General features: G+C 37.7%; 26 protein-coding genes. 11 read left to right on the top strand and 15 right to left on the bottom strand.

What is annotated here, in order from left to right; genetic code table 11:
• Positions 1-2: 2 nt before the first annotated feature.
• The 3 genes from ACAN52_RS14780 to ACAN52_RS14790 are packed head-to-tail and all read right to left on the bottom strand — an operon-like array spanning position 3 to position 608.
• Complete coding sequence (locus ACAN52_RS14780; RefSeq protein WP_378955682.1) at positions 3-164, bottom strand: hypothetical protein; 162 nt, start codon at positions 162-164, stop codon at positions 3-5.
• A gap of 37 nt (positions 165-201) precedes the next feature.
• Positions 202-429 (bottom strand): hypothetical protein, encoded by a 228-nt coding sequence (locus tag ACAN52_RS14785; protein ID WP_378955683.1) that lies wholly within the window; start codon positions 427-429, stop codon positions 202-204.
• Positions 429-608 carry a hypothetical protein gene (locus tag ACAN52_RS14790; protein ID WP_378955684.1) on the bottom strand — a complete coding sequence of 60 codons (180 nt, stop codon included), beginning with the start codon at positions 606-608 and terminating at the stop codon, positions 429-431. The genes ACAN52_RS14785 and ACAN52_RS14790 overlap by 1 nt, the downstream gene beginning before the upstream one ends.
• A gap of 234 nt (positions 609-842) precedes the next feature.
• Here ACAN52_RS14790 and ACAN52_RS14795 point away from each other — a divergent pair, with 234 nt between their 5' ends.
• Positions 843-1,763 carry a helix-turn-helix domain-containing protein gene (locus ACAN52_RS14795; protein ID WP_378955685.1) on the top strand — a complete coding sequence of 307 codons (921 nt, stop codon included), beginning with the start codon at positions 843-845 and terminating at the stop codon, positions 1,761-1,763.
• Between the two features lies 1 nt (position 1,764).
• The gene (locus ACAN52_RS14800) at positions 1,765-3,039 is read left to right on the top strand and encodes a tyrosine-type recombinase/integrase (protein ID WP_378955686.1); all 1,275 of its coding nucleotides are present in this window, start codon (positions 1,765-1,767) and stop codon (positions 3,037-3,039) included.
• A gap of 269 nt (positions 3,040-3,308) precedes the next feature.
• On the opposite strand, the gene ACAN52_RS14805 is transcribed toward ACAN52_RS14800, so the two are convergent.
• A complete protein-coding gene (locus tag ACAN52_RS14805) occupies positions 3,309-3,485 on the bottom strand; it encodes a hypothetical protein (protein WP_378955687.1) in 177 nt (58 codons plus the stop codon).
• Between the two features lie 107 nt (positions 3,486-3,592).
• Positions 3,593-5,050: a PLP-dependent aminotransferase family protein gene (locus ACAN52_RS14810; protein WP_378955688.1), complete on the bottom strand. Its 1,458-nt coding sequence runs from the start codon at positions 5,048-5,050 to the stop codon at positions 3,593-3,595.
• A 136-nt stretch (positions 5,051-5,186) separates the two neighbouring features.
• On the opposite strand from ACAN52_RS14810, the gene ACAN52_RS14815 reads away from it, so the two are divergent.
• The 3 genes from ACAN52_RS14815 (at position 5,187) to ACAN52_RS14825 (ending at position 8,144) form a co-directional block, all read left to right on the top strand.
• On the top strand, positions 5,187-5,798 hold the full coding sequence (locus ACAN52_RS14815; RefSeq protein WP_378955689.1) for a LysE/ArgO family amino acid transporter: 612 nt from the start codon (positions 5,187-5,189) through the stop codon (positions 5,796-5,798).
• Positions 5,799-5,918: 120 nt separating this feature from the next.
• Positions 5,919-7,577, top strand: a complete 1,659-nt coding sequence (locus tag ACAN52_RS14820) for an ABC1 kinase family protein (RefSeq protein WP_378955690.1) — start codon at positions 5,919-5,921, stop codon at positions 7,575-7,577.
• A gap of 144 nt (positions 7,578-7,721) precedes the next feature.
• Positions 7,722-8,144 (top strand): hypothetical protein, encoded by a 423-nt coding sequence (locus ACAN52_RS14825; protein ID WP_378955691.1) that lies wholly within the window; start codon positions 7,722-7,724, stop codon positions 8,142-8,144.
• A 62-nt stretch (positions 8,145-8,206) separates the two neighbouring features.
• Here the strand turns inward: ACAN52_RS14825 and ACAN52_RS14830 are convergent, their stop codons facing one another.
• Positions 8,207-9,898 (bottom strand): glutamine--tRNA ligase/YqeY domain fusion protein, encoded by a 1,692-nt coding sequence (locus tag ACAN52_RS14830; RefSeq protein WP_378955692.1) that lies wholly within the window; start codon positions 9,896-9,898, stop codon positions 8,207-8,209.
• A gap of 202 nt (positions 9,899-10,100) precedes the next feature.
• Between ACAN52_RS14830 and ACAN52_RS14835 the strand changes: the two genes are divergently transcribed.
• Complete coding sequence (locus tag ACAN52_RS14835; protein ID WP_378955693.1) at positions 10,101-10,289, top strand: YjfB family protein; 189 nt, start codon at positions 10,101-10,103, stop codon at positions 10,287-10,289.
• Between the two features lie 71 nt (positions 10,290-10,360).
• On the opposite strand, the gene ACAN52_RS14840 is transcribed toward ACAN52_RS14835, so the two are convergent.
• Entirely contained in the window at positions 10,361-11,005 is a 645-nt protein-coding gene (locus ACAN52_RS14840; RefSeq protein WP_378955695.1) for a YigZ family protein, read from the bottom strand.
• Positions 11,006-11,078: 73 nt separating this feature from the next.
• Between ACAN52_RS14840 and ACAN52_RS14845 the strand changes: the two genes are divergently transcribed.
• The gene (locus ACAN52_RS14845) at positions 11,079-11,594 is read left to right on the top strand and encodes a C39 family peptidase (RefSeq protein ID WP_378955696.1); all 516 of its coding nucleotides are present in this window, start codon (positions 11,079-11,081) and stop codon (positions 11,592-11,594) included.
• Here ACAN52_RS14845 and ACAN52_RS14850 read toward each other — a convergent pair.
• Positions 11,546-11,992: a DUF188 domain-containing protein gene (locus ACAN52_RS14850; RefSeq protein WP_378955697.1), complete on the bottom strand. Its 447-nt coding sequence runs from the start codon at positions 11,990-11,992 to the stop codon at positions 11,546-11,548. The two genes, ACAN52_RS14845 and ACAN52_RS14850, sit on opposite strands and share 49 nt — an antisense overlap.
• Before the next feature lie 153 nt (positions 11,993-12,145).
• Here ACAN52_RS14850 and ACAN52_RS14855 point away from each other — a divergent pair, with 153 nt between their 5' ends.
• Entirely contained in the window at positions 12,146-12,463 is a 318-nt protein-coding gene (locus ACAN52_RS14855) for a hypothetical protein (RefSeq protein WP_378955698.1), read from the top strand.
• Between the two features lie 46 nt (positions 12,464-12,509).
• Here ACAN52_RS14855 and ACAN52_RS14860 read toward each other — a convergent pair whose 3' ends face one another.
• Positions 12,510-13,490 carry a phenylacetate--CoA ligase family protein gene (locus ACAN52_RS14860; RefSeq protein ID WP_378955699.1) on the bottom strand — a complete coding sequence of 327 codons (981 nt, stop codon included), beginning with the start codon at positions 13,488-13,490 and terminating at the stop codon, positions 12,510-12,512.
• A 128-nt stretch (positions 13,491-13,618) separates the two neighbouring features.
• Here ACAN52_RS14860 and ACAN52_RS14865 point away from each other — a divergent pair, with 128 nt between their 5' ends.
• A complete protein-coding gene (locus tag ACAN52_RS14865) occupies positions 13,619-14,005 on the top strand; it encodes a hypothetical protein (RefSeq protein ID WP_378955700.1) in 387 nt (128 codons plus the stop codon).
• 14 nt (positions 14,006-14,019) lie between these two features.
• Here ACAN52_RS14865 and ACAN52_RS14870 read toward each other — a convergent pair whose 3' ends face one another.
• Complete coding sequence (locus tag ACAN52_RS14870) at positions 14,020-14,715, bottom strand: polysaccharide deacetylase family protein (RefSeq protein WP_378955701.1); 696 nt, start codon at positions 14,713-14,715, stop codon at positions 14,020-14,022.
• 124 nt (positions 14,716-14,839) lie between these two features.
• On the opposite strand from ACAN52_RS14870, the gene ACAN52_RS14875 reads away from it, so the two are divergent.
• Entirely contained in the window at positions 14,840-16,000 is a 1,161-nt protein-coding gene (locus ACAN52_RS14875) for a D-alanyl-D-alanine carboxypeptidase family protein (RefSeq protein WP_378955702.1), read from the top strand.
• Here the strand turns inward: ACAN52_RS14875 and ACAN52_RS14880 are convergent.
• From ACAN52_RS14880 to hypA, 4 genes are all read right to left on the bottom strand, one after another.
• Positions 15,995-16,777 carry a CheR family methyltransferase gene (locus ACAN52_RS14880; protein ID WP_378955703.1) on the bottom strand — a complete coding sequence of 261 codons (783 nt, stop codon included), beginning with the start codon at positions 16,775-16,777 and terminating at the stop codon, positions 15,995-15,997. The two genes, ACAN52_RS14875 and ACAN52_RS14880, sit on opposite strands and share 6 nt — an antisense overlap.
• A 79-nt stretch (positions 16,778-16,856) precedes the next feature.
• Positions 16,857-17,039, bottom strand: coding sequence for an aspartyl-phosphate phosphatase Spo0E family protein (locus ACAN52_RS14885; protein WP_378955704.1), 183 nt, complete (start codon positions 17,037-17,039; stop codon positions 16,857-16,859).
• A 2-nt stretch (positions 17,040-17,041) separates the two neighbouring features.
• On the bottom strand, positions 17,042-17,707 hold the full coding sequence (hypB, locus tag ACAN52_RS14890) for a hydrogenase nickel incorporation protein HypB (RefSeq protein WP_378955705.1): 666 nt from the start codon (positions 17,705-17,707) through the stop codon (positions 17,042-17,044).
• A 1-nt stretch (position 17,708) separates the two neighbouring features.
• Positions 17,709-18,050, bottom strand: a complete 342-nt coding sequence (hypA, locus tag ACAN52_RS14895; protein WP_378955707.1) for a hydrogenase maturation nickel metallochaperone HypA — start codon at positions 18,048-18,050, stop codon at positions 17,709-17,711.
• Between the two features lie 229 nt (positions 18,051-18,279).
• Between hypA and ACAN52_RS14900 the strand changes: the two genes are divergently transcribed.
• Positions 18,280-18,543 carry a small, acid-soluble spore protein, alpha/beta type gene (locus tag ACAN52_RS14900; protein ID WP_378955708.1) on the top strand — a complete coding sequence of 88 codons (264 nt, stop codon included), beginning with the start codon at positions 18,280-18,282 and terminating at the stop codon, positions 18,541-18,543.
• Between the two features lie 34 nt (positions 18,544-18,577).
• Here ACAN52_RS14900 and ACAN52_RS14905 read toward each other — a convergent pair whose 3' ends face one another.
• Positions 18,578-20,542 (bottom strand): penicillin-binding protein, encoded by a 1,965-nt coding sequence (locus tag ACAN52_RS14905; protein WP_378955709.1) that lies wholly within the window; start codon positions 20,540-20,542, stop codon positions 18,578-18,580.
• Positions 20,543-20,623 lie beyond the last annotated feature (81 nt).

Consider the following 20,623-nt stretch of genomic DNA (forward strand, 5'->3'; position numbering starts at 1 on the left):
ATTCACCTTCTAGCCCTTGATCTATACAATGTTTTCTCTTTTGCAATCGACAACTCTAAACGTTCAATCATAATTAAAGAGCAATCAACCATTTGATGGTCTTCTTGATTTTCAGCCCAACGTTTCAAATCTCTGGCTGATTGTAAGAGTAAAAATTTTTCCATTTATTCACCTTCTCATATAAATATTGAGGAATTCTATTTAATCAATCCTTCTAATTCCATCAACCATTACTGTAGTTGCCATAAGTGCTTTTTCAATGTCGCATATCCTGAGTAAGTATCGATTACCAGCCTTTACTACTGGTAAACGACCAGATTTTATTAAACTGTATATACTGGTATAACTCTGAAAAAAGCTGGAAAATCCTTCTTCTTTTGATTTTTTATTAATTTCCTTAATGGTATAGAGGTTTGTTTTTATATCCATTAACGACCCTCCTTCGATAATTTTTCTATAGCTGCTAGAATGAGATCTTTTTTCTCTGTTGATAATTCCTTACGTAACCACCGACAGAGTACAGCTTCATGAATATTAAGTTCCATTGCTATTTCCCAGTGTTTCAAAAAGTTGCTGGCTATTTTTTTTCGTATATCTAAATTTGCCATTTATTTCACTCCTCTGATAAAGGTTTTTAATATCTATAATTCTGAAACTACACTATAACCAGTTAAACTTATCGGCTCCCTACCCCAGCGTTAAGGCTCTAGCCAAATCTAACAGGTACAGCTATTTATTTTTCAAAGTGCTATCAACAACATTGATTAATTTCATTTTATATGATATCTTTGTAATTAAGAAGTTGCTTACATCAATTACATTTTTCTAAGGAGAGCCGTATTATGAGAAGAAATTCACCTCGCGTAAACCCTGGCCTAATTTCGGATTCACCTTTATGGCCTAGATTTAATGAATACGTAATAGAAAACCAGCACGGCGAATCTGTAATCCTTCCTGCTGGCAATGCAAAAATTGAATATTATTCTCCATTCAAAGAAAAGGAGCTTCTTTGTGATTTCATAGTAATGACTAATGATTTACGTAAAATGCCAAATGATTATAAACCATTATTAAGATTTGCTAATAGTTATGGATTATTTGGCTTAATACATGAATTGGAACACGACAATAATAGACAGTTTTTTGAAATATACAAACATCATTGTTTCCCACGATGTTTTCCTAATGAACCTCCTGACATGGCTAATATAGATGAATGGCATTATAATTATGGCGAACCTATCGCGATCACTATTGAAAAAACTTTAGAAATAAGGTTATGTTATGATTTGTGGGGAAAATTTAAAAAGGCCAAGGCAACCCCTGAAGATATTTCTCCATTTGGATTGCCTTGGAAACAGTATTTAAAAGAAATCAATGTATATCCCATTGGTGTTGAGTTACATTATGACGGCAAATATTGGCAAACCCGATACACTAACAGTTCGCTATTTGTTGCTCTAAAACTAATGATAATTCAAAATTGTGTTACTAAAGACCAACCAGTGGAAACGTGCGATATTTGCGGCAATCCATACTTTGCTTACAATGAGAAACAAGAATATTGTAGTCAAGCATGCAGAAATTCTATAAACGTAAAAAAACATCGTCAAAAAGAAAAGTTAGAAAACGTTAGGAAAGCAATAATATTGCGGGAAGAAGGTAAAAACAACGAAGAGATAGCTGACATAATCGGAGTAAAAAGGCCTCAGACCATAGAACGTTGGTTAAATGAATTTAGAATCAAAAAAGAAGGTGAATAACATGGCAGGTACAAAGCAATATCCTGGTGTACTTCAAATAACCACCAATACTTTTAAACTTACTATTACTGACGGCTATATTGAAGTATTAGACGAGAAAGGTAATGCTATCAGAGATAAAAATGGTACTGTAAAAAAACAGCAGAAACGATATTTTAAGACTGTCACTGCTAAATCAGCAAAAGAAGCTTCTGATCTTCGCGCCCAATGGATTACTGAAATAAAAGGCGGCGCGGTACTTACTAATAATAGAATGACACTAAAACAATTTTACGATTACTTCAAACAACATGCAGAAAAATTAGCCCCTAAGAGTATACAGTTTTATAATGGACTTTTTACTCGGATTGATTCTGCTCTCGGACATAAAAAACTTGATGATATAAATGCAAACAATATCCGCGCATTTATTAAGAATCTTCAAGAAGACGGTATGTATCAAGGCACTAGAAAAGATCAAAGTAAACTATCACAGAATACTATTAATAAATATCATAGAATGTTAAATATGCTTTTTAATCGTGCTTGTAAATGGGGACTGGCATCTTTTAACCCTTGCGAACGAACAGATGCGCCAAAATGTGAACGTAATCAAGAAGACATTTACAATGAGGAACAAACTGGTCAATTTTTACTGCTTTTAGAATCTGAAAATACAAAACATCGTACTATGACAATGATTACACTTGCCACTGGTTGTAGGCGTGGCGAAACAATGGGATTACAATGGAAGCATATTAATTTTGAAGCTGGCACAATTTGCATTGAACAAACTTCGCAATATTTAACTGGTAAAGGTACATATACTAAAGACCCTAAAACACAAGGTTCTAAACGGACTGTAACTATGTCAGAAATTGTGGCTACTCTGTTAAAGACACATAAAGCCGATCATAACGCCAAACGCTTGAAATTAGGCGATAGATGGGCAGGAGAAGAAGATATTAACGAAGACTTTGTTTTCACCACATGGGAAGGCAGACAAGCACACCCTGATAGTATGAATACGTGGTTAAGAAAATTTGTCACTGACAATGGATTGCCACCAATCACGCCAAAAAGCTTTCGACATATGGCGGCAACCTACCTAATAACATCCGGAACAGATATACGAACCGTTGCTGGCAAACTCGGACACGCCAACACTAATACGACTACCATTGTATATACTCACCTTCTTAAATCCGCCGAAAGAGAAACTTCTGATAAAATGGAATCATTTTTAAAACAGGCAACCGATAATGCAAAAGAGAAACAAAAAAAGCAGGCTAAATAATAGTCTGCTTTTTGCGTTTTCAAGCAATGATCTTTACTATATAGCGTTTAGTGTTTATTTAGTGTTTATTTCTAAAAAAGCACTAAAAAGATACCTAATATTTCATAAAGATAAAAGCTGTTAACCCTCTAAATTACTACGTTTTAAAACATAATAAAACGTAAACTAAAGTGCTTATACCACCTCTTAATCAGTAGGTTCGGGGTTCGATTCCCCGGTGTGTCACCAGAAATTTCAAGCCTTCGCGAGGTTCGCGAAGGCTTTTTTTATTATGCTGTTACATTCATTTCTTTAGCTATTACCTGCAATTCTTTCATGGACTTCTCACGAAGTTCATCTTCAGCCATTTGCCTAGCTTCCATATGCATGGAGTTATTAAAGTCAGGATACTTCTCCTCTATTAACTTGTACATGATTTTCGTAATCAGCCATAATCGGTCAGTCATGTTGAATCCCCCTTTAACTTATTTCCTTGTAATTTATAATTTTCCATTCCTATTGTACATACGTCTCTGGAAAATTCGCTACAACATGCTTTTTATTCATTACAGACCTAGGGGTTTTTCATTAAATTCCTAATGAGTATCGAAAGTCGGAATAATCCGCTCTCCAGTTCAGCTAATGTGGCATAGGAATAGGAAAGGCGAAGATGTCTATTTGCTAGAGTATCATATAAATTACCTGGATGAATGATAAGACCATTTTCTAAGGCCTCTTTAAATAATTTTTGCATAGAAATGGCTTGATTTAGTACAAGCCAGATATAAAAACCGCCTGTAGGGATCTGCCACGTAGCAATATCGCTAAAGTAGGATTCTAAACTTTTACAAGCAGTCGCGCGACGACTTCGGAGTTGTATTCTAACATCTTCCAAATGTTTTTGATAGAGCCCGCTGGAAAACCATTCGGCAGCAGCCCACTGGGATAAAGAACTAGAGCCATAGTCATTTTGCATTTTAATATCAGCCAGTCGTTCGATGACCGGTTCTGGGCCTACGATCCATCCGATCCGCAGCCCAGGACTTAATGATTTTGATAGACTTCCAAGATAAAGTACAAGACCTTCTTTCTCAAGGGCTTTAAGTGGCATGGGCGGTGGTTCATCGAGCCAGAGTTCGCGATAAACATCATCTTCAATGATCGGTAATTGCTCTTTTTGGCACAAATTAATCATATCTTTACGACGTTTTTCCGTCATAGTAATTCCTGTTGGATTTTGAAAACAAGGGATTGTATATAATAAATTTACATTTTTTTGTTTTTTATAAAAAGAGATTGGTGCAAGCTCAATCCCTTCTTCGTCAAGGGGAATACCGCAAAAATCCATATTCATCGATTGAAATAATTTGAGAGAAAAAAGATAGGATGGTCTTTCTAATAAGATGGTAGAATCTTTTGGTAATAGACTCGCACAAATTAACTGTAAGGCTTGCAGTGCCCCCGAAACAATTAAAATCGATGATGGAGAAACATTGATTCCAAAAGAGGATAAATAGATACTGATTTGTTCTCGAAGAAAAGGTAGTCCCCTTGGTTCTTCGTAACTTAAGGAGTTAATACGACTCGGTAATCGTTCTAAGATAGAATCCATCATCCCTTTAGGGAAGATTTCAGGAGAAAGCTCTCCTGTACCTAAGCGAATAAATTTAGGATTAAATTCTAAATGATTGATTTCTTGGATGGTCTGAAGATTAGGAAGATGTAGTCCTTTATTAAGATAGGACGTCCAATTGGTAGTTGGAGTTGATGCGAGCAGCGACCATGTATTATTCGCTACCCAAGTACTGCTTCCGATTTTGCTTTCTAATAATCCGTCGGCAATTAAATCATCCAAGGCAATGGTTAGGGTGCTTCTATTTACGCCCAAAAGACGAGCAAGAGTGCGTTGGGGAGGTAATTTACTATTGATAGGCCATTCACCACTGGCGATTTTATTTTTCATATATGCAAAGATTTGTTGATAAAGAGGCACAGAGTCTTTAGGATTAGGTCTCCAATCAATCGATAACACAATGATCTCCTCTTTTTTACTTTTTTTCATTATAACAAATTGGATGGTATTACAACAATCCAATTGGCTGAAGACATTTCAGATATGTTTCATTATACTGTAAAAAAACAGTGATGAGGAATAAGGAGGAAATATAATGCAAGCATTTATTCATGGAATGGTTCTAGCAATGGGGCTCATACTACCCTTAGGAATACAAAATTTATTTGTCTTTACCCAAGGGGTAACTCAGCCAACATTTGTAAGGACATTACCAGTTGTTGTTACAGCATCCATATGTGATACTATTTTGATTTTATTAGCCGTTCAGGGTGTCTCGCTCTTTATCGCAAGTTTTGCGTGGATTAAGGTATTCTTACTCGGAATCGGAATTATTTTCTTATCCTATATGGGCTGGCTCACATGGAATCAGACCTTAGCCAATGGTTGTGAGCATGAAGAAAAAAGTGTTACGCTGAAACAACAAATCTTTTTTGCAGTGACGGTGTCTTTATTTAATCCCCATGCCGTTCTAGACACCATTGGGGTAATCGGAACAAGTTCCATCAACTATGTTGGAAGTGAAAAAAATTTATTTACAACGGCTTGCATTCTCATCTCTTGGTGCTGGTTTTTATTTTTAGCAGTTATAGGGTGGAAGATTGGAAAACAAGAAGGATTTGCAAAACTATTTGTGAGCATAAATAAAATTTCAGCAGTTTTTATGTGGTTATCAGCGATCTACATGGCTTACAGCAATTATTTATAAAAAGTATTGTTGCAGTATAAAGATAAAAATGGTATATATAGAAAAAATGGCTGCAGGTAAACCCTGTAAGCATCTACACTACGATACTACAAGCACATTAGATAGGAGTTGAAGAAGATTATGGCCTCTCACTCTAAAATACGACGAACGGTGGCAGTTTTAAAATTATTTGCTGGTTTTCTCTTAGAAATTGGCTGGTATAATTTTTTGCATAAAATACATGGACCTAGAATGGAAAAACGCCTACCAGAGCTTTATCGCAATCAAGCCATTCGTTTTCGGGAGACAGCTTTATCATCAGAGGGGCTATTGATCAAAGTTGGGCAATTCTTTAGTACGCGTATTGACGTGCTGCCAGTGGAATATACTTCAGAACTTGCTCTGTTACAAGATGAAGTTCCACCTGTAAGTGTTGCTGAGATCAAGAGGGTACTTCAGGAGGAACTTGGCGACCAGGTTGAAAATATATTTGCTGAATTTGATGAACAGCACATCGCAGCAGGTTCCTTGGGACAGGTACACCGCGCTATGTTACGTTCTGGCGAAGTGGTGGCAGTCAAAGTATTGCGACCAGATATTGAAAAAATTATCAACATTGATCTAATGGCTTTTCGTGGCGTGATTTGGATGTTAAAGGTCTTTACCACGTGGGAGAAGTATGCGGATTTTGATGCGATCTATGTTGAATTTGGTACGACAATCCGCTCAGAGCTTGATTATCGCCAAGAGTTGGCTAACCTTGAGCGATTCCGATTGAACTTTCAAGGTGACACGATGATCTCTGTACCAACTGTCTATCCTAGCTACTCACGACAACGAGTACTAACGCTAGAGTTTGTCCAAGGATATAAGGTGACGGATCGGGAAGGTTTATTGAAAGCCGGGCTCGCGCCCGAAGTCATAGCAGGAAATTTAGTCGATGCTTACCTCAAACAAGCTTTGATACATGGTTTTTACCATGCTGACCCCCATCCAGGCAACTTATTTGTGAGGCCCGATGGTGGAATTATTTTTATTGACTTCGGCATGGTGGGAAAGATTACAGAACACAACAAAAAGGCTATCCGCAAACTAATTGGCGGGGTCATCAATAGCGATGCTGAAGAAGTATCTCATGCATTGCAAGAACTAGGATTTATCAAACCTGCCGCGAATCTCTTAAGTTTACAAAAAGCAATTTCATTTTTTTTAATTGCATTTCGTGAGATGCGCTTTGAGGAAATAGGAAATTTACAGGTCGATGATCTTTTAGAAGAATTACGCGAATTTATTTATTCTCATCCTTTTCAAATTCCAGTACATTACACTTTTTTAGGTCGAGCCGTTGGTACACTTTCAGGAATTTCAGCAGGTTTAGATCCTAACATGAACATTTTAGCCATCATTAAACCTTATGCCAAACAAGTTCTTGGGCAAGACTTCTCACCCGTACAATTAGTTTGGCAAAAAGCAAAGAAGATCATGTTATCAGGGGTAGAGATCCCGCCCTTATTAGAGCAGACTCTAAGAGATTTTCGTTCTGGAGATGTCCAAGTTAAAGTAGAGATGGGACCTGTTTTAAGGCAATTAAGGTTTCAAGAAACTTTAATTAATCGATTAGTATGGACAATTTTATTAGCCGCAGCAGGGATTGGAGCAGCAATACTATGGAGTAATGGCCAAGAAAGATTAGCGACCATATTACTTTATATCATGGGAGTATTCGCTGTATTATTAGTCAATAACTTCCGTAAAAAAGCTGAAAAAAAATTGCAATGGCGCTCTCATTCCCATCGTTGATGAGAGAAAGGAAACAATCATTTACTTTATATAAGGTGCTATAACTACATATTTGTTGCAATTATGATAATTATTGGTATAATAATACTATAATTTTAACTTTTCCGAAAATTCATTTATTTTTTTTTTAGGAGTTGATCAAAGATGCCAAGAATTAAAAAAACAACTGTTGCAGATAAAGTTGAGTCTCTTATAACCCCAGAAGTAGAAATTGCAGCTACAATAGCAGAAGAAGGGGAACTTACAGCAGAAGATAATACACTAGACATTGTAAGCCCAAAAGAAAAAAAAACCAGTAAAAGAAGCAGCAAATCAACCCTAGCTCCAACTGTCATTCCTGACATACCAATCCCTGAACTTAAAGTTCGCAAACCTAAATTTAAAGAAATACATATTAAAGATAGTTATTGGGTTGAAAATGATATTTACCAAACCATTGCAGATATGACCAAAGGAAATAAAGGGGCAAAGGCCTTAATTATTAATCAAGCATTAAAAGATTATTTGAAAAAAAATAAAATAGAAATAGTCCCCTTCATAAATCAAGATAAACATAAAAAACCTTAATAAAATCCCCTTGAAAATAACCTATAAGTGTTATTTCAAGGGGATTTTCATCTTATATTCAATTATGATTTTTGACTTTTAGACCAAGAATCACGTAAACCAACCACCCGATTAAATACAGGCAACTCTGGCGTTGAATCCTTTACATCAAGGCAGAAATAGCCATTACGCAAGAACTGGTAGCGTTTTTCAGGAGTGGCATTTGCTAAGCTAGGTTCAATCATGCAAGAAGTAAGTTTCTCCATAGAATTTGGATTAATATCATCCTTGGAGTCCTTTTCACCCTCTTGAACTTCCTGCTCGCCTTCGAGCAATAGATAATCATAGAGTCTCACTTCAGCTTTAACAGCATGAGTAGCCGACACCCAGTGCAAGGTTCCTTTGACTTTGCGTGTAGAAGTCCCTGAGCCACTTTTAGTTTCAGGATCATAGGTACAACGCAGTTCAATAATTTCACCCGTCTGTTCATCTTTAATGACCTGCTCACATTTGATGAAGTAGGCACTCTTAAGACGTACTTCTTGTCCTGGGGCTAAACGAAAGAATTTTTTAATAGGGTTTTCCATGAAATCTTCTTGTTCGATATAAATTTCTCGAGAGAACGGAATCGTACGCGTGCCTGTCTCAGGCTGCTCTGGATTATTCTCAATTTCTAATTGTTCTACTTGCCCTTCAGGATAGTTTTCGATGACAACTTTCAGCGGACGCAGTACAGCCATCGCCCGTAAAGCTTTTGTATTGAGATCTTCCCGTATGCAATGCTCAAGCATCGCAATATCAACTGTACTATTGCTTTTAGCAATTCCAATGCGTTCGCAAAAATCACGAATGGCCTCAGGAGTGTAACCCCGACGGCGTAGTCCTGAAATGGTTGGCATCCGTGGATCGTCCCAACCATCAACCAAACCTTCTTCGACAAGGAGACGAAGTTTCCGCTTACTCATGACCATATTCGTCACATTGAGACGCGCAAATTCAATCTGTTGTGGACGATTTTCCATATCAAGAGCGTTAATCAACCAATCGTACAGTGGACGATGATCTTCAAACTCCAATGTACAAATGGAATGAGTAATGCCTTCTAGAGCATCTGAAATTGGGTGAGCATAATCATACATAGGATAAATACACCATGTGTTTCCTGTCCGATGATGTTCAGCCCGCATAATGCGATACAAAATAGGATCACGTAAATTTACGTTTGGTGAAGACATATCAATTTTAGCGCGCAATACTCTTGAACCATCTGCAAATTGTCCATTCTTCATGCCTTCAAATAGTTCCAAATTTTCCTCAACTGAACGATTGCGATAAGGACTTTCTGTCCCTGGTTCAGTTAAGGTTCCCCGATATTCCCGCATTTGCTGGGCAGTGAGATCACAGACATAGGCTTTCCCGTTCTTCACAAGCTGAACTGCATAGTCATAAATTTGCTCAAAATAGTCAGAGGCATAAAACATCCGATCATCCCAATCAAAACCTAACCATTTCACATCTTCCTGAATGGATTCCACATATTCAGTTTCCTCGCGACTTGGATTGGTATCATCAAACCGCAAATTGCATTGTCCTTTATATTCATTGGCAATACCAAAATTGAGACAAATCGATTTCGCATGACCAATATGTAGATAACCATTAGGTTCAGGTGGAAAACGAGTATGTACCCGGCTATTATTTTTATTGTTTTTCAAATCTTCATTAATAATATTTTGAATAAAGTTTGAAGATATAACTGTATTGGTTGTCGTCATTTTTAAAACTCCCTCGTGGTTTTTTTGCTTTATTCAGTGTTCGGCATAGAACCCATATTTCCTGCTTTATGCCAAAAAACCTCACATATTAATCTAAAATAACCAATTTTTATATAATAATTCCTTTATTTTTTCCTAAATAAACTTTTAACATGATTAAATATTTATGGTAAAATATACGTATGTAAAAGGAGATGATGAAATGGACATCGCAGCCTTATCAACCATGGCGTCTATGAGTAAAGTTCAAAATCAAGCCAGTATCATGATTATGCGAAAAGTAATGGATACTAGCCAACAAAATGGACAGGCAATTACTGATTTGCTTTCTTCTAGTGGACCGAATCTTTCTCCTGCTCACTTAGGGCAAACCATTGACATTTCAGCCTAAGATCTTAGTATCCAGCTCATCATGGGGTTTCAGATTATGATATCTGAAACCCTTTTGTTTTCCCTGATCAATTACTCTTGATATGACACTGGAGTATCCACATAGACTTCACCCTCATCACTAAATTTCACTTGATTTGCTGTCCAATCGATTATTTTTTGCTTAAGCACTTCTTCTTGCCCTAATTTTTCTAACACAATCAGAGTTATTTTATCAGCAAATTGTTTGTCAGCGATAATATAGCCTTGTATGCGAAGCTGATTTTCCAACATGCCTAAGAAAGTGTAATCAACCTCAGCTCCAATCCGTGTATGACCTTGCCTTTCAATTATACCAGTCTCTTTAATACCTGCACTGGCACTTTTTCCATAGGCTCGAATAAGCCCCCCTGCACCTAGTTTGATGCCGCCAAAATAACGAGTCACCACAATCACAGTATTTTTAAGTCCTGATTTTTTAATAATTTCCAAAATAGGTTTACCAGCTGTACCGGAAGGCTCACCATCATCATCGGCTTTTTGATACTGATCATTTTCACCGATCAAATAAGCAGAGCAATTATGAGTCGCATTCCAATGTTTCTTTTTAATTTGTTCAATAAAAGCGACTGCAGCTTCTTCACTTTCGATTTGCTCAACATAGGCAATAAAACGTGATTTATTAATCTCAATTTCTTTTTGTCCATAACCCTTAACAGTTCGATAAAACTTTAACATTTCACACACCTTCTTATTGTCTCTCTGCATATAATAATTTGAAAAAGATTATGTTATCAGGAGGTTGATATCCATGCCCAATCGAGTACCACTGCTTAAACAATGGGATGAGCGATGGGGTGATTATCCCTATTCTTCAAGTACAATTGCCACATCAGGCTGTGGTCCAACCTGTTTTACGATGATCGCTCAATTCTACGGCATAAATATCACACCACCAGAAGCCGCTGATTTTGCGATCATCAACGGTTTTTATCCCACACCAGGCGGAACCAGTTGGGATTTTTTTGCCGCGGCTGGTCAGTATTTTGGTATACCCATGGTTCAAACAGCCGATCCCGATCAAGTTTTAACTGCACTTAATCAAGGAATTCCATGTATTGGCGCCCATGGTCCTGGAGAATTCACACAAAGCGGTCATTTCATTGTATACGCTTATATTACAGCTGACAATGAAGTAATGGTCAATGATCCAAATCGAGATGACACCTGCAAACTTTACCAGTGGGATTTTCTCGTACAAGATAATGCAAATACTGGTTATGTCGCCTTTGTACCCTCTCCTAGAATTGCCTCCAAACATTCTTGAAATCGTCTATCCTCTTCTCCGGTGCGCTTACTTGGCCCTTTAGTCTTACCGCCACTACGGCGTAATTTAGCTTTCATATCACGTTCTTCAAGTAAAAAATCGATGTTATCATTACGAAACTCTCTCCCTGCTGGACTGATACAACGAGTTTTTTTGCCTAAGACCATGGCTGCTAGTCCCCAATCCTGGGTTATAATAATATCTCTAGCTTCACTTAAATTGAGAACTTTGATATCTGTTTCTTGATCGTTATCGCCCACCACTACATGATAATCAGATATGATATTATGATTAAAACTAGCAACAGTCCACACCGCAACAGCATATCGCCGTCCTAGTTCCATGCAGATTTGTAATACTTTCTTTGGGCAGGCATCAGCATCTACTAAAATCTTCATATTTCCATCCTTCTGCCTATTTATTCTTCAATAAAATTTTAACATACTTTTCTACTATGATCCTAAAATTTTTACTTGTCAAATGGCTATACCTGTTTTAAGATAAAGAACAGATACTGACATACTATTACAAAGAATAAAGGATGATACTGAATGAACGCTAACACACTATTAGAAGCTTATGAACCTTTTGAGTTGTATGAAACAGAAATTGAAGACGGCTGTACTGCTCTAATTTATGAACCCGTCGAAAATGAGGCTTATGCCTTAGTGACTGATATTGACGGCACTCTACCTATGGATTTAGAACAGGAAATCATTTTTGCTGCTTATACTGCTGACGGAGCTTTCGCATGGAGTGTAGGATTTGAAAATTCCCACCAGTTTTTAGAACTACTCAATAACCATCCTAAAAGTGATAATCTTGTAGATATTGTGAAAAGCTACCGAGATAGTGGCGAATATTATTAAAAATCAAACAAAAAGGTTCTGAGATTTTTCATCTCAGAACCTTTTTCTATTTTTTAGACTCTTTATTTTTTAATCGCACCAAAGTTCGTCCACAAGCACACGGGCTGCCATCAAGAGCTCCTTGTACTCCTGTACGATAACGAATCATCGGCATAGCCTCTAGTGTTAGACTCGTTAATACTAATTCTCCCATTTCTCCTGACGCTAGCACTTGTCCACTCTCTGGATCTATGATCTCCGGAAAAAAACAATCTTCCTGTAGATGCAACCCATCAGCGCAGTGGCATTCCCCACCGATACCCATACCAAAAATATCATTGAATCCATAAATTCTTATTAATTGTCTTCCATACTCTTTTTTAATTTGTTGCAAAGTATGTTCTTCTAACGATTGTATACTACAAAATATCATTTGTAGTGGTAATTCTTCAGGTTGACTCCCTGCCGCTCTCGTTTCTTTGGCTAAAGCTAGGAGAGACTCTGGTGTAGAGAAGATTCCATTTACACCAAAGTCTTCTATAATAGACAGTTGTTGGGCAGCATGATCACTATTACCTGGTACCAATGTTGCCCCTACCTGCCTTGCCCCATAGCATACCCCTAAACTTCCTGGGTGCAGTTCTCCGGGAACTCCTACCTGAAAAACCGTCGTCACATTTACCCCTCCGGCCACTAACATTCGTGCCATGAGCTCAGTCCACATGAGCATATCATTGCTTGTGTAGTTCATCGCGACTGGGTGATTCTCCAGATTCTGATTTTTATGAATATAAGAAACACCACTCACAGGCATTGTTAAAAGTCCATATGGATAGTTGGCAGCTAGGTCTTGGCGTGTGGTGAATGGCAGTTTACAAAGGTCATCCACAGTCTCAATATCTTCTGGACTTATACCATTGTCTGACATTCGCTTACTATATAACAAACTTTTCTCATATACACGCTCTATCACTTTATTTAATTTATGGCTTTGCCACCGTACCATATCAGCTCTAGGTAAAGTCTCGACTTCTTGATTCCAAAACATATCATTACCTCCTGCGAAATATATAATGACTCTCTTGCACAGTATAACGTCTTGTCAATTCATTGTAAATTATACTGTTTAATATTTACATCAGTCATTGGGCAGACTACCATTCGGAGGTGTAATTGATGAACGAAATGATTTGTGCCCACTGCCATACTTGGATCACTCCAGATTTAACCCATTGCTCCACTTGCAATACAGGGATTTTTTTTGATGGAGAGAACAAAAATATTATTGATCGTATACAACCTAACTGTCTAATCTACCGTTATGCTGGCTCAGATATCTTAGAACCAGCTGTGATCATCAAACAAAGTAAAGTTAACTTAAAAGTTGCTACGAAGTTAAAAGAATATGCGAGTCCCATCATCGTTCCCAAACAAAATGTATATGTGTTTGATCAACCTATTTTGAGTTCCATTCAAGCCTTGCGTAATGAACGTACTGCCACCATTATGCGTTATGATCAACTCATTCAATCACACTGGAAAAATTTACAGCCTTATCAATAACTAATCAGGACTGTCTACGGGCGTACTTCGTAATATTGTAGTAATTCACTGACTGTCACAATGCTATATCCCTGTTCTCGTAATCGATCAATGATAATACCAATCGCCTCAGGCGTTGGCAATGGGTATTGACCATCATGAAGTAATACAATACTGCCTGGTTCAATTTTCTTCATGACTTCATCGACAACCGATTCGACGCTCGGTCGACGCCAATCACCTGGATCAATGGACCATAAAATTGTCGTATAACCATGTTTAGCGCTTTCTTCCAATACGTAATGATTATATGCACCACCTGGAGGTCGAAAGAGTGTTGGCATCGGCGCTACCGCAGTAATGACTTTTTCTGCCTGATTTAGTTCTTTTTGAACGTCATCTTTGCTCATCTTTGACAATAACTGATGACTATAAGCATGGTTTGCAATTTCATGTCCATCGGCAACAGCTTGCGCTAAAATTTCTGGATGACTTTTAGCATTCTCACCTAAAATAAATAAAGTTAGCTTCACCTTTTTCTCTCTCAGTATTGCTAGCATTTGAGGCGTCGTTTTATAATGGGGTCCATCGTCAACAGTCAGTGCCACTACTTTATGAGTTGTTGGCACCTTTTTTATGACTTTTTCCTGATCAGAAGTTATCCCTTGTGTAAGCACAGCAGCAGCAATCACCGCGCTAAATACCACTCCCAAAAATCGAGAACTCCGCATTCCCTTACCCCCTATCATCATCTTCTTGGATAGTACGCAATAAGTTGTCAAGATATGCCTGATAACTTGCATGATTATCCTTGCGCTACAATATACTATAGTAACTTTGCGGAGGGGGATTGCCATGTCTCTACGATTTTATTTAACAAGAATGCTCCTACTCTGTCTTTTTTTCTGTCTGCCTGCACAACTTACTTTCAGTGCGCCACCAAAAATACATGCAGAGTCAGCTATATTACTCGATGGAAAAACTGGTCAAGTCTTGTTCGAAAAAAATAGCCGCATTCGAAGTGCGCCAGCAAGTACAACTAAAGTCCTAACAGCCATCATTGCCATTGAAAGTGGTCATCTTGATGATGAAGTAAAAATCAGCCTAAGAGCAGCAAGTACTGCGGGTTCATCCATGCACTTAAGTCCAGGTCAGCGAATTTCCTTACGTGAATTAGTAACAGGCTTACTCCTGCGTTCAGGCAATGATGCTGCAGTCGCGATTGCTGAACATCTCGCTGGCTCTGTTGAAAATTTTGTTATCCTTATGAATCATAAAGCAGAATTATTAAATGCTCTAGGCAGCCACTTTGCCAATCCTCATGGACTTAGTGCTCCCGAACATTATTCCACCGCTTTTGACTTAGCCTGGATGGCTCGCTACGCATTAACAAATCCTACTTTTGCGACAATCGTTAACACAAGAGAAACCAGCATTGACTGGTTAGATAGACGTGGTAAAGAACATGATCAAAATTTACGTAATACCAATAAATTATTATGGCTACTTGAGGAAGTAGATGGCGTTAAGACAGGTACGACCAATCAAGCTGGCCCCTGCCTTATCTCAAGTGCGACCCGTGGCAATCAACAACTTATTGCCGTTGTATTACATGATCATTCTCGTTGGAACGACTCAATGCAACTCTTAAAATATGGTTTTGATACATTTGAATTATATGAATATGCAAATAAAGATGATATTTTATGTGCCATACCTGTCGAAAAAGGTCTTACTCCTATGGTCGATGCCGTTGTTGCCAGCCAGGCCAGTCTAGTCGTAAAAGCCACGGATTACGAACATATTACAGTGGCTCTTGATTTGCCAGAAACAATAAAAGCCCCTGTTTATCAGGGGCAAAAGATTGGTGAAATTATTTTTTTTGTAGACCAACACGTCGTTCAAACCGTCGACGTCACTGCAGGACAGACAATTGATGAACACACAATGACCCGCACATTCCTAACTTACTTGTTACACACCTTTTATCGACTCTCCAATTGGGGAATCTTATAAAGGCTTGCGATAGAAAAATGGAAGATAGCTCACAAAACCAATGTCACGGAAATTCAATATGGCTTCTGTACCACCAACAAACATGACACCACCTGGTTTTAATGCACTTAAAAAGCGACGATATAATCCATCTTTTGCTTCTTCAGTAAAATAAATAACTACATTGCGGCATAAAATCAAATCAAAACCTGTTTCAAATTTATCAAGTAACAAATTATGTTGTTTAAATTCAATCCGTGATCGAATATCTTCATCAATGATATAAGTATTATTAACTTGTTTAAAATATTTTGATGCTCGATTTGTTGAAATATTTTTAAATTCAGTGTTTGTATATACACCGCTTTTAGCCTTTCCTAACATTTCGATATCAAGATCCGTCGCCAAAATACGGTGTTTTACATTAGGGGTCATATCTTTTAAAATCATTGCTAAGGAATAAGGCTCTGCACCAACAGAACAACCTGCACTCCAAATATTAAGTCTTGGATTTTTAGCTAATAATTCAGGTAATACTTTGGTTTCTAATTCAGCAAATTTTTCTGGTGTACGAAAAAATTCTGTTACATTAATTGTCATATAATCAATAAATTCTTTATACAGTTTAGCATCTTTATCTAATAAATTAAAGAAATCTACATAGGTCTGAGCACCATAACGACTCATCAAATTATTGATTCGGCGTTGCATCTGGGCTGGTTTATAATCATTAAGATCAATACTGGCTTTATTTTTAAATTTTTGCTTAAATAATTCCCAATCTTTTTCATCAATCATATGAATTCCCCTCCGAACATTTTTAACTACATTCAACTTTTTATTTATAAATTCTAGTTTACTAAAGAGTCTAACGTTCTCAGAATACTCTCTGAGTAGGTTTAGCCATTGTTTTTTGATATTTTACAATTAATTTATCCAATTGAGCACTAAGTTCACCAACTTCTTCATCAATTAGATTGCCAGCTTTAGACATGACCAATTCATGAAGTCGGGCACGCATAGATTCAATTTTATCCTCTTGTTTTTTCTGATTGAGCATCCTTATATACTCCTTGACTGTTTCATTTTCACCTGTTTTTTCAGCCAATCATACCACTCAGTCAAACCGGTTTCAGCCCGACACGAGGCTTCTATCAATACCGCATTAGGATTAATACTCTTAATATCTTGAGTTGCGGACTCCATGTCAAAATTAGTATAAGGTAACAAATCAATTTTATTTAAAATAACTACACTGGCTTGTTTAAAAATAAGAGGATATTTCATTGGTTTATCCTCACCTTCGGTAATGCTAAGTACTGTTACCTTAACATCTTCTCCAATATTAAACTCAGCTGGGCATACTAGATTGCCTACATTTTCAACTACAATCAGATCAAGGGTCTCAAGATTCAGATGATCTAATACACTGTTTACCATATTAGCATCAAGATGGCATCCACCACTTGTATTAATCTGCACAACGGGTACGCCATATTGCTCTATGCGTTGGGCATCTTTTGCAGTAAACAAATCCCCTTCAATCACAGCCATAGAAAGTTCACCCTTCAGACCTGCGATGGTATTTTCAAGAAGTGACGTTTTCCCACAGCCAGGTGATCCTAACAAGTTTACGACAAAAATTCCCGCTGCCGATAATCGTTCATGTACCTCAGCGGCAATTTGGTCATTTCGATCTAAGATATTAGTCATGACTTTGATTTGCATTTTATTCAACCTCCAGATAATCTACCGCTAGTTCCCTTCCTGATACAACTGCAATATTAGCTGAGTTGCAGTGAGGACATAAAAAACAATATTTTTCAATAGAAAACTGTTGCTTACAACTATTGCATTCTCCAACAAGAGGTATCGTTGTTATATCAAGATGAGCGCCTTCAGCAATCGACCCCATGGCCAATGCCTCAAATCCAAAGGTAAGAGATTCAGGTTCGATTTGCGTCATCTGCCCAATGAGCAATTTAACACCAGTCACTTTTCTTGCTTTATTCTCAGCTGCAGTCTTAAGTACAATGTCCAGTATTCCCTGAGCAATGGCCATTTCATGCATGTTTGTCACTCCCATTGCTATTCTTAGAGATGATTGCAGTCAATTGCACAGTCCTCCCCTATGATACTTGTTTATTCGTCACTAAAATACTAATTCCTGTTATAAGGATAATTTTAATCACTCTTCTATTTTTTTCAACATCTTTGGAACTATTTACATAATAAAACACAGCATAACATAAACGCATTACGTCGATACTATGATTATACCAACATAGGGAGGTGATTATATGTCCAGAAGTAAAAAACCAGTGAACCCTGGTGCTGAAAATGCTCTTGATCGCATGAAATTAGAAGTGGCCAACGAACTTGGTATTTCTGATCAAGTCCGTTCTCAAGGTTGGTCAACTATGACTTCTGCGGATTGCGGACGCGTCGGCGGTCACATGGTTCGCAAAATGATTGAGCAGTATGAATCGGGTATGAGTGGTACAAGTGCAACTGCTACTTCTAGCACTCTCACAGCTCAATACGACGCGAACAAACAACCTTGATCATGCAACAATGGGCGGCATAGCCGCCCTTTTTTTATTGTCCTTCAAAAATTACGGCAATTTCAGTACTTGGGTCAACAATTGTATTCATTGGAATACTTTGGCGTACCGCTATGCCTGTCCCCATAGGTACAATGGCAAGTCCCACCTTATTGAAAGATTCCCCAGCTTCACGCATACTCATACCTAAAACATTGGGTACAACAACCTTGCCAGCAGGGGCTTGTATTACTGGTTTTTCCATGATGACTGGAGCTTGTTTTTGAGCATTAGGCACCACTGGTTCATTGGCAGGCTGAGGACGAATATTAAGATGGCGCATAATCTGCCCTAAGATATCACCAGCTACAGGTGCAGCGATTTGTCCACCATAATATACTCCATAAGGGTCATCAAGAACCACTAAAACTACCACTTGGGGATCTTCTACTGGCCCAAATCCAACAAAAGAAGCAACATAACGTCCTGCAGAGTAACCACTGCCACTATCTTTAAGTTTTTCAGCTGTACCTGTTTTTCCAGCAAAATGATAGCCTTTTACTTTTGCCTTTATACCGCCACCCTCTGACACTACTTTTTCCATCATACCTGTCAGTGTCCTAGCGGTCTCAGGAGTAATCACTTGCCTTAAAGATTCAACTGCTATCTCCCGATCAAGAGAGCCATCAACATTACGGATTTCTTTAATAATATGTGGTTTAAGCAGTACTCCCCCATTAGCAATTGCCCCTACAGCCCTAACTAATTGCAAAGGAGTGACAGCAATACTTTGGCCAATGGCCATGGTAGCAGTATCCGAATCACGCATATCCTTGGGATCAAAAAGCAATCCTTCTTCTTCACCAGGCAATTCAATACCCGTCGCCTGACCAAATCCAAAGGCTTTAGCATATTCCGTCATTTTATATGCTCCGAGGCGCATACCAATTTGTACAAATCCTGTATTAATTGATTCTTTGATAATCTCAATAAAAGAAACATTACCATAAGCATCGCCACTCCAATTTTGGATACGCCTACCCGATACTTCTACATAGCCCTTATCAACAAATATTTCTTCTGGATATGCTTTTCCTTCTTGCAGTGCAGCAGCGGCTACAACACTTTTGAAAGTGGAACCTGGTTCATAATTATAAGCTACTGCCCGATTTTTCCACTCATTATCAGTATACTTATAAAACTGATTAGGATTATATGTTGGACGATTAGCCATAGCCAAGATTTCTCCAGTGTGAGGGTTCATAACAATCACACTGGCTCCCTTTGCACCAGTCGTTGCTACAGCTTTATCTAAACTTTGTTCTACAATAAATTGAATACCGCTATCTAATGTAAGATATACATTTTTGCCTTGTTTATTCGGAGAAAATGTAAAAATTGATTTAAAAATTGGGATACCATGACTATCAGTATCAATTAACTGTTTAAATAGATTGCCTTTTATAATTTTATCGAGAGTCATTTCAAGACCGTCTAAACCAATATCATCTGTACCAACAAAGCCAAGTACTTGGGCAGCCAAAGTATCATTAGGATAATAACGTTTACTTTCTTCGACAAAGGCCAAACCTTTAATATCATCTTGTTTTATCAATGCCTGTATTTTTTCAGATACAACAGGCTCTAACATACGCTTGATCCAAATAAACTGACCACCTGCAGTCAGTTTCGTCTTGATATCTGCAGGATTCATTTCCAATAAAATCGCCAATTTTTCTGAGATTTGATCGGCATCTTTAATTTCTGAGGGATTGGCATATAAGGATTTAGTCATGCTGCTAATCGCAAGTTCTCTTCCATTTCTATCATAAATCGTACCACGTGGTGAATATAATGCCTTACTTTCACTTAATTGTGTTGCTATTTTGGAGACCATATTTTTACCATCAATAAATTGTATCCATGCAATACGTCCCGCTACAAGAAAAATAGCCAGCATCAGTGCGCTCAGAAAAAAAACAATACGTTTTTCTATTCTCACCTTTTTTTTCGTAATCATAATTATAATCAACCCTTTCCGAATCTCACAATGCCTAAAAAGTTATTATTCGTCTCTCCCACATTGTTTCCCTGCCAAAAA

Origin of the sequence: Pelosinus sp. sgz500959 (assembly GCF_042610375.1) — a bacterium.
Lineage (GTDB): Bacteria > Bacillota > Negativicutes > DSM-13327 > DSM-13327 > CTSoil-075.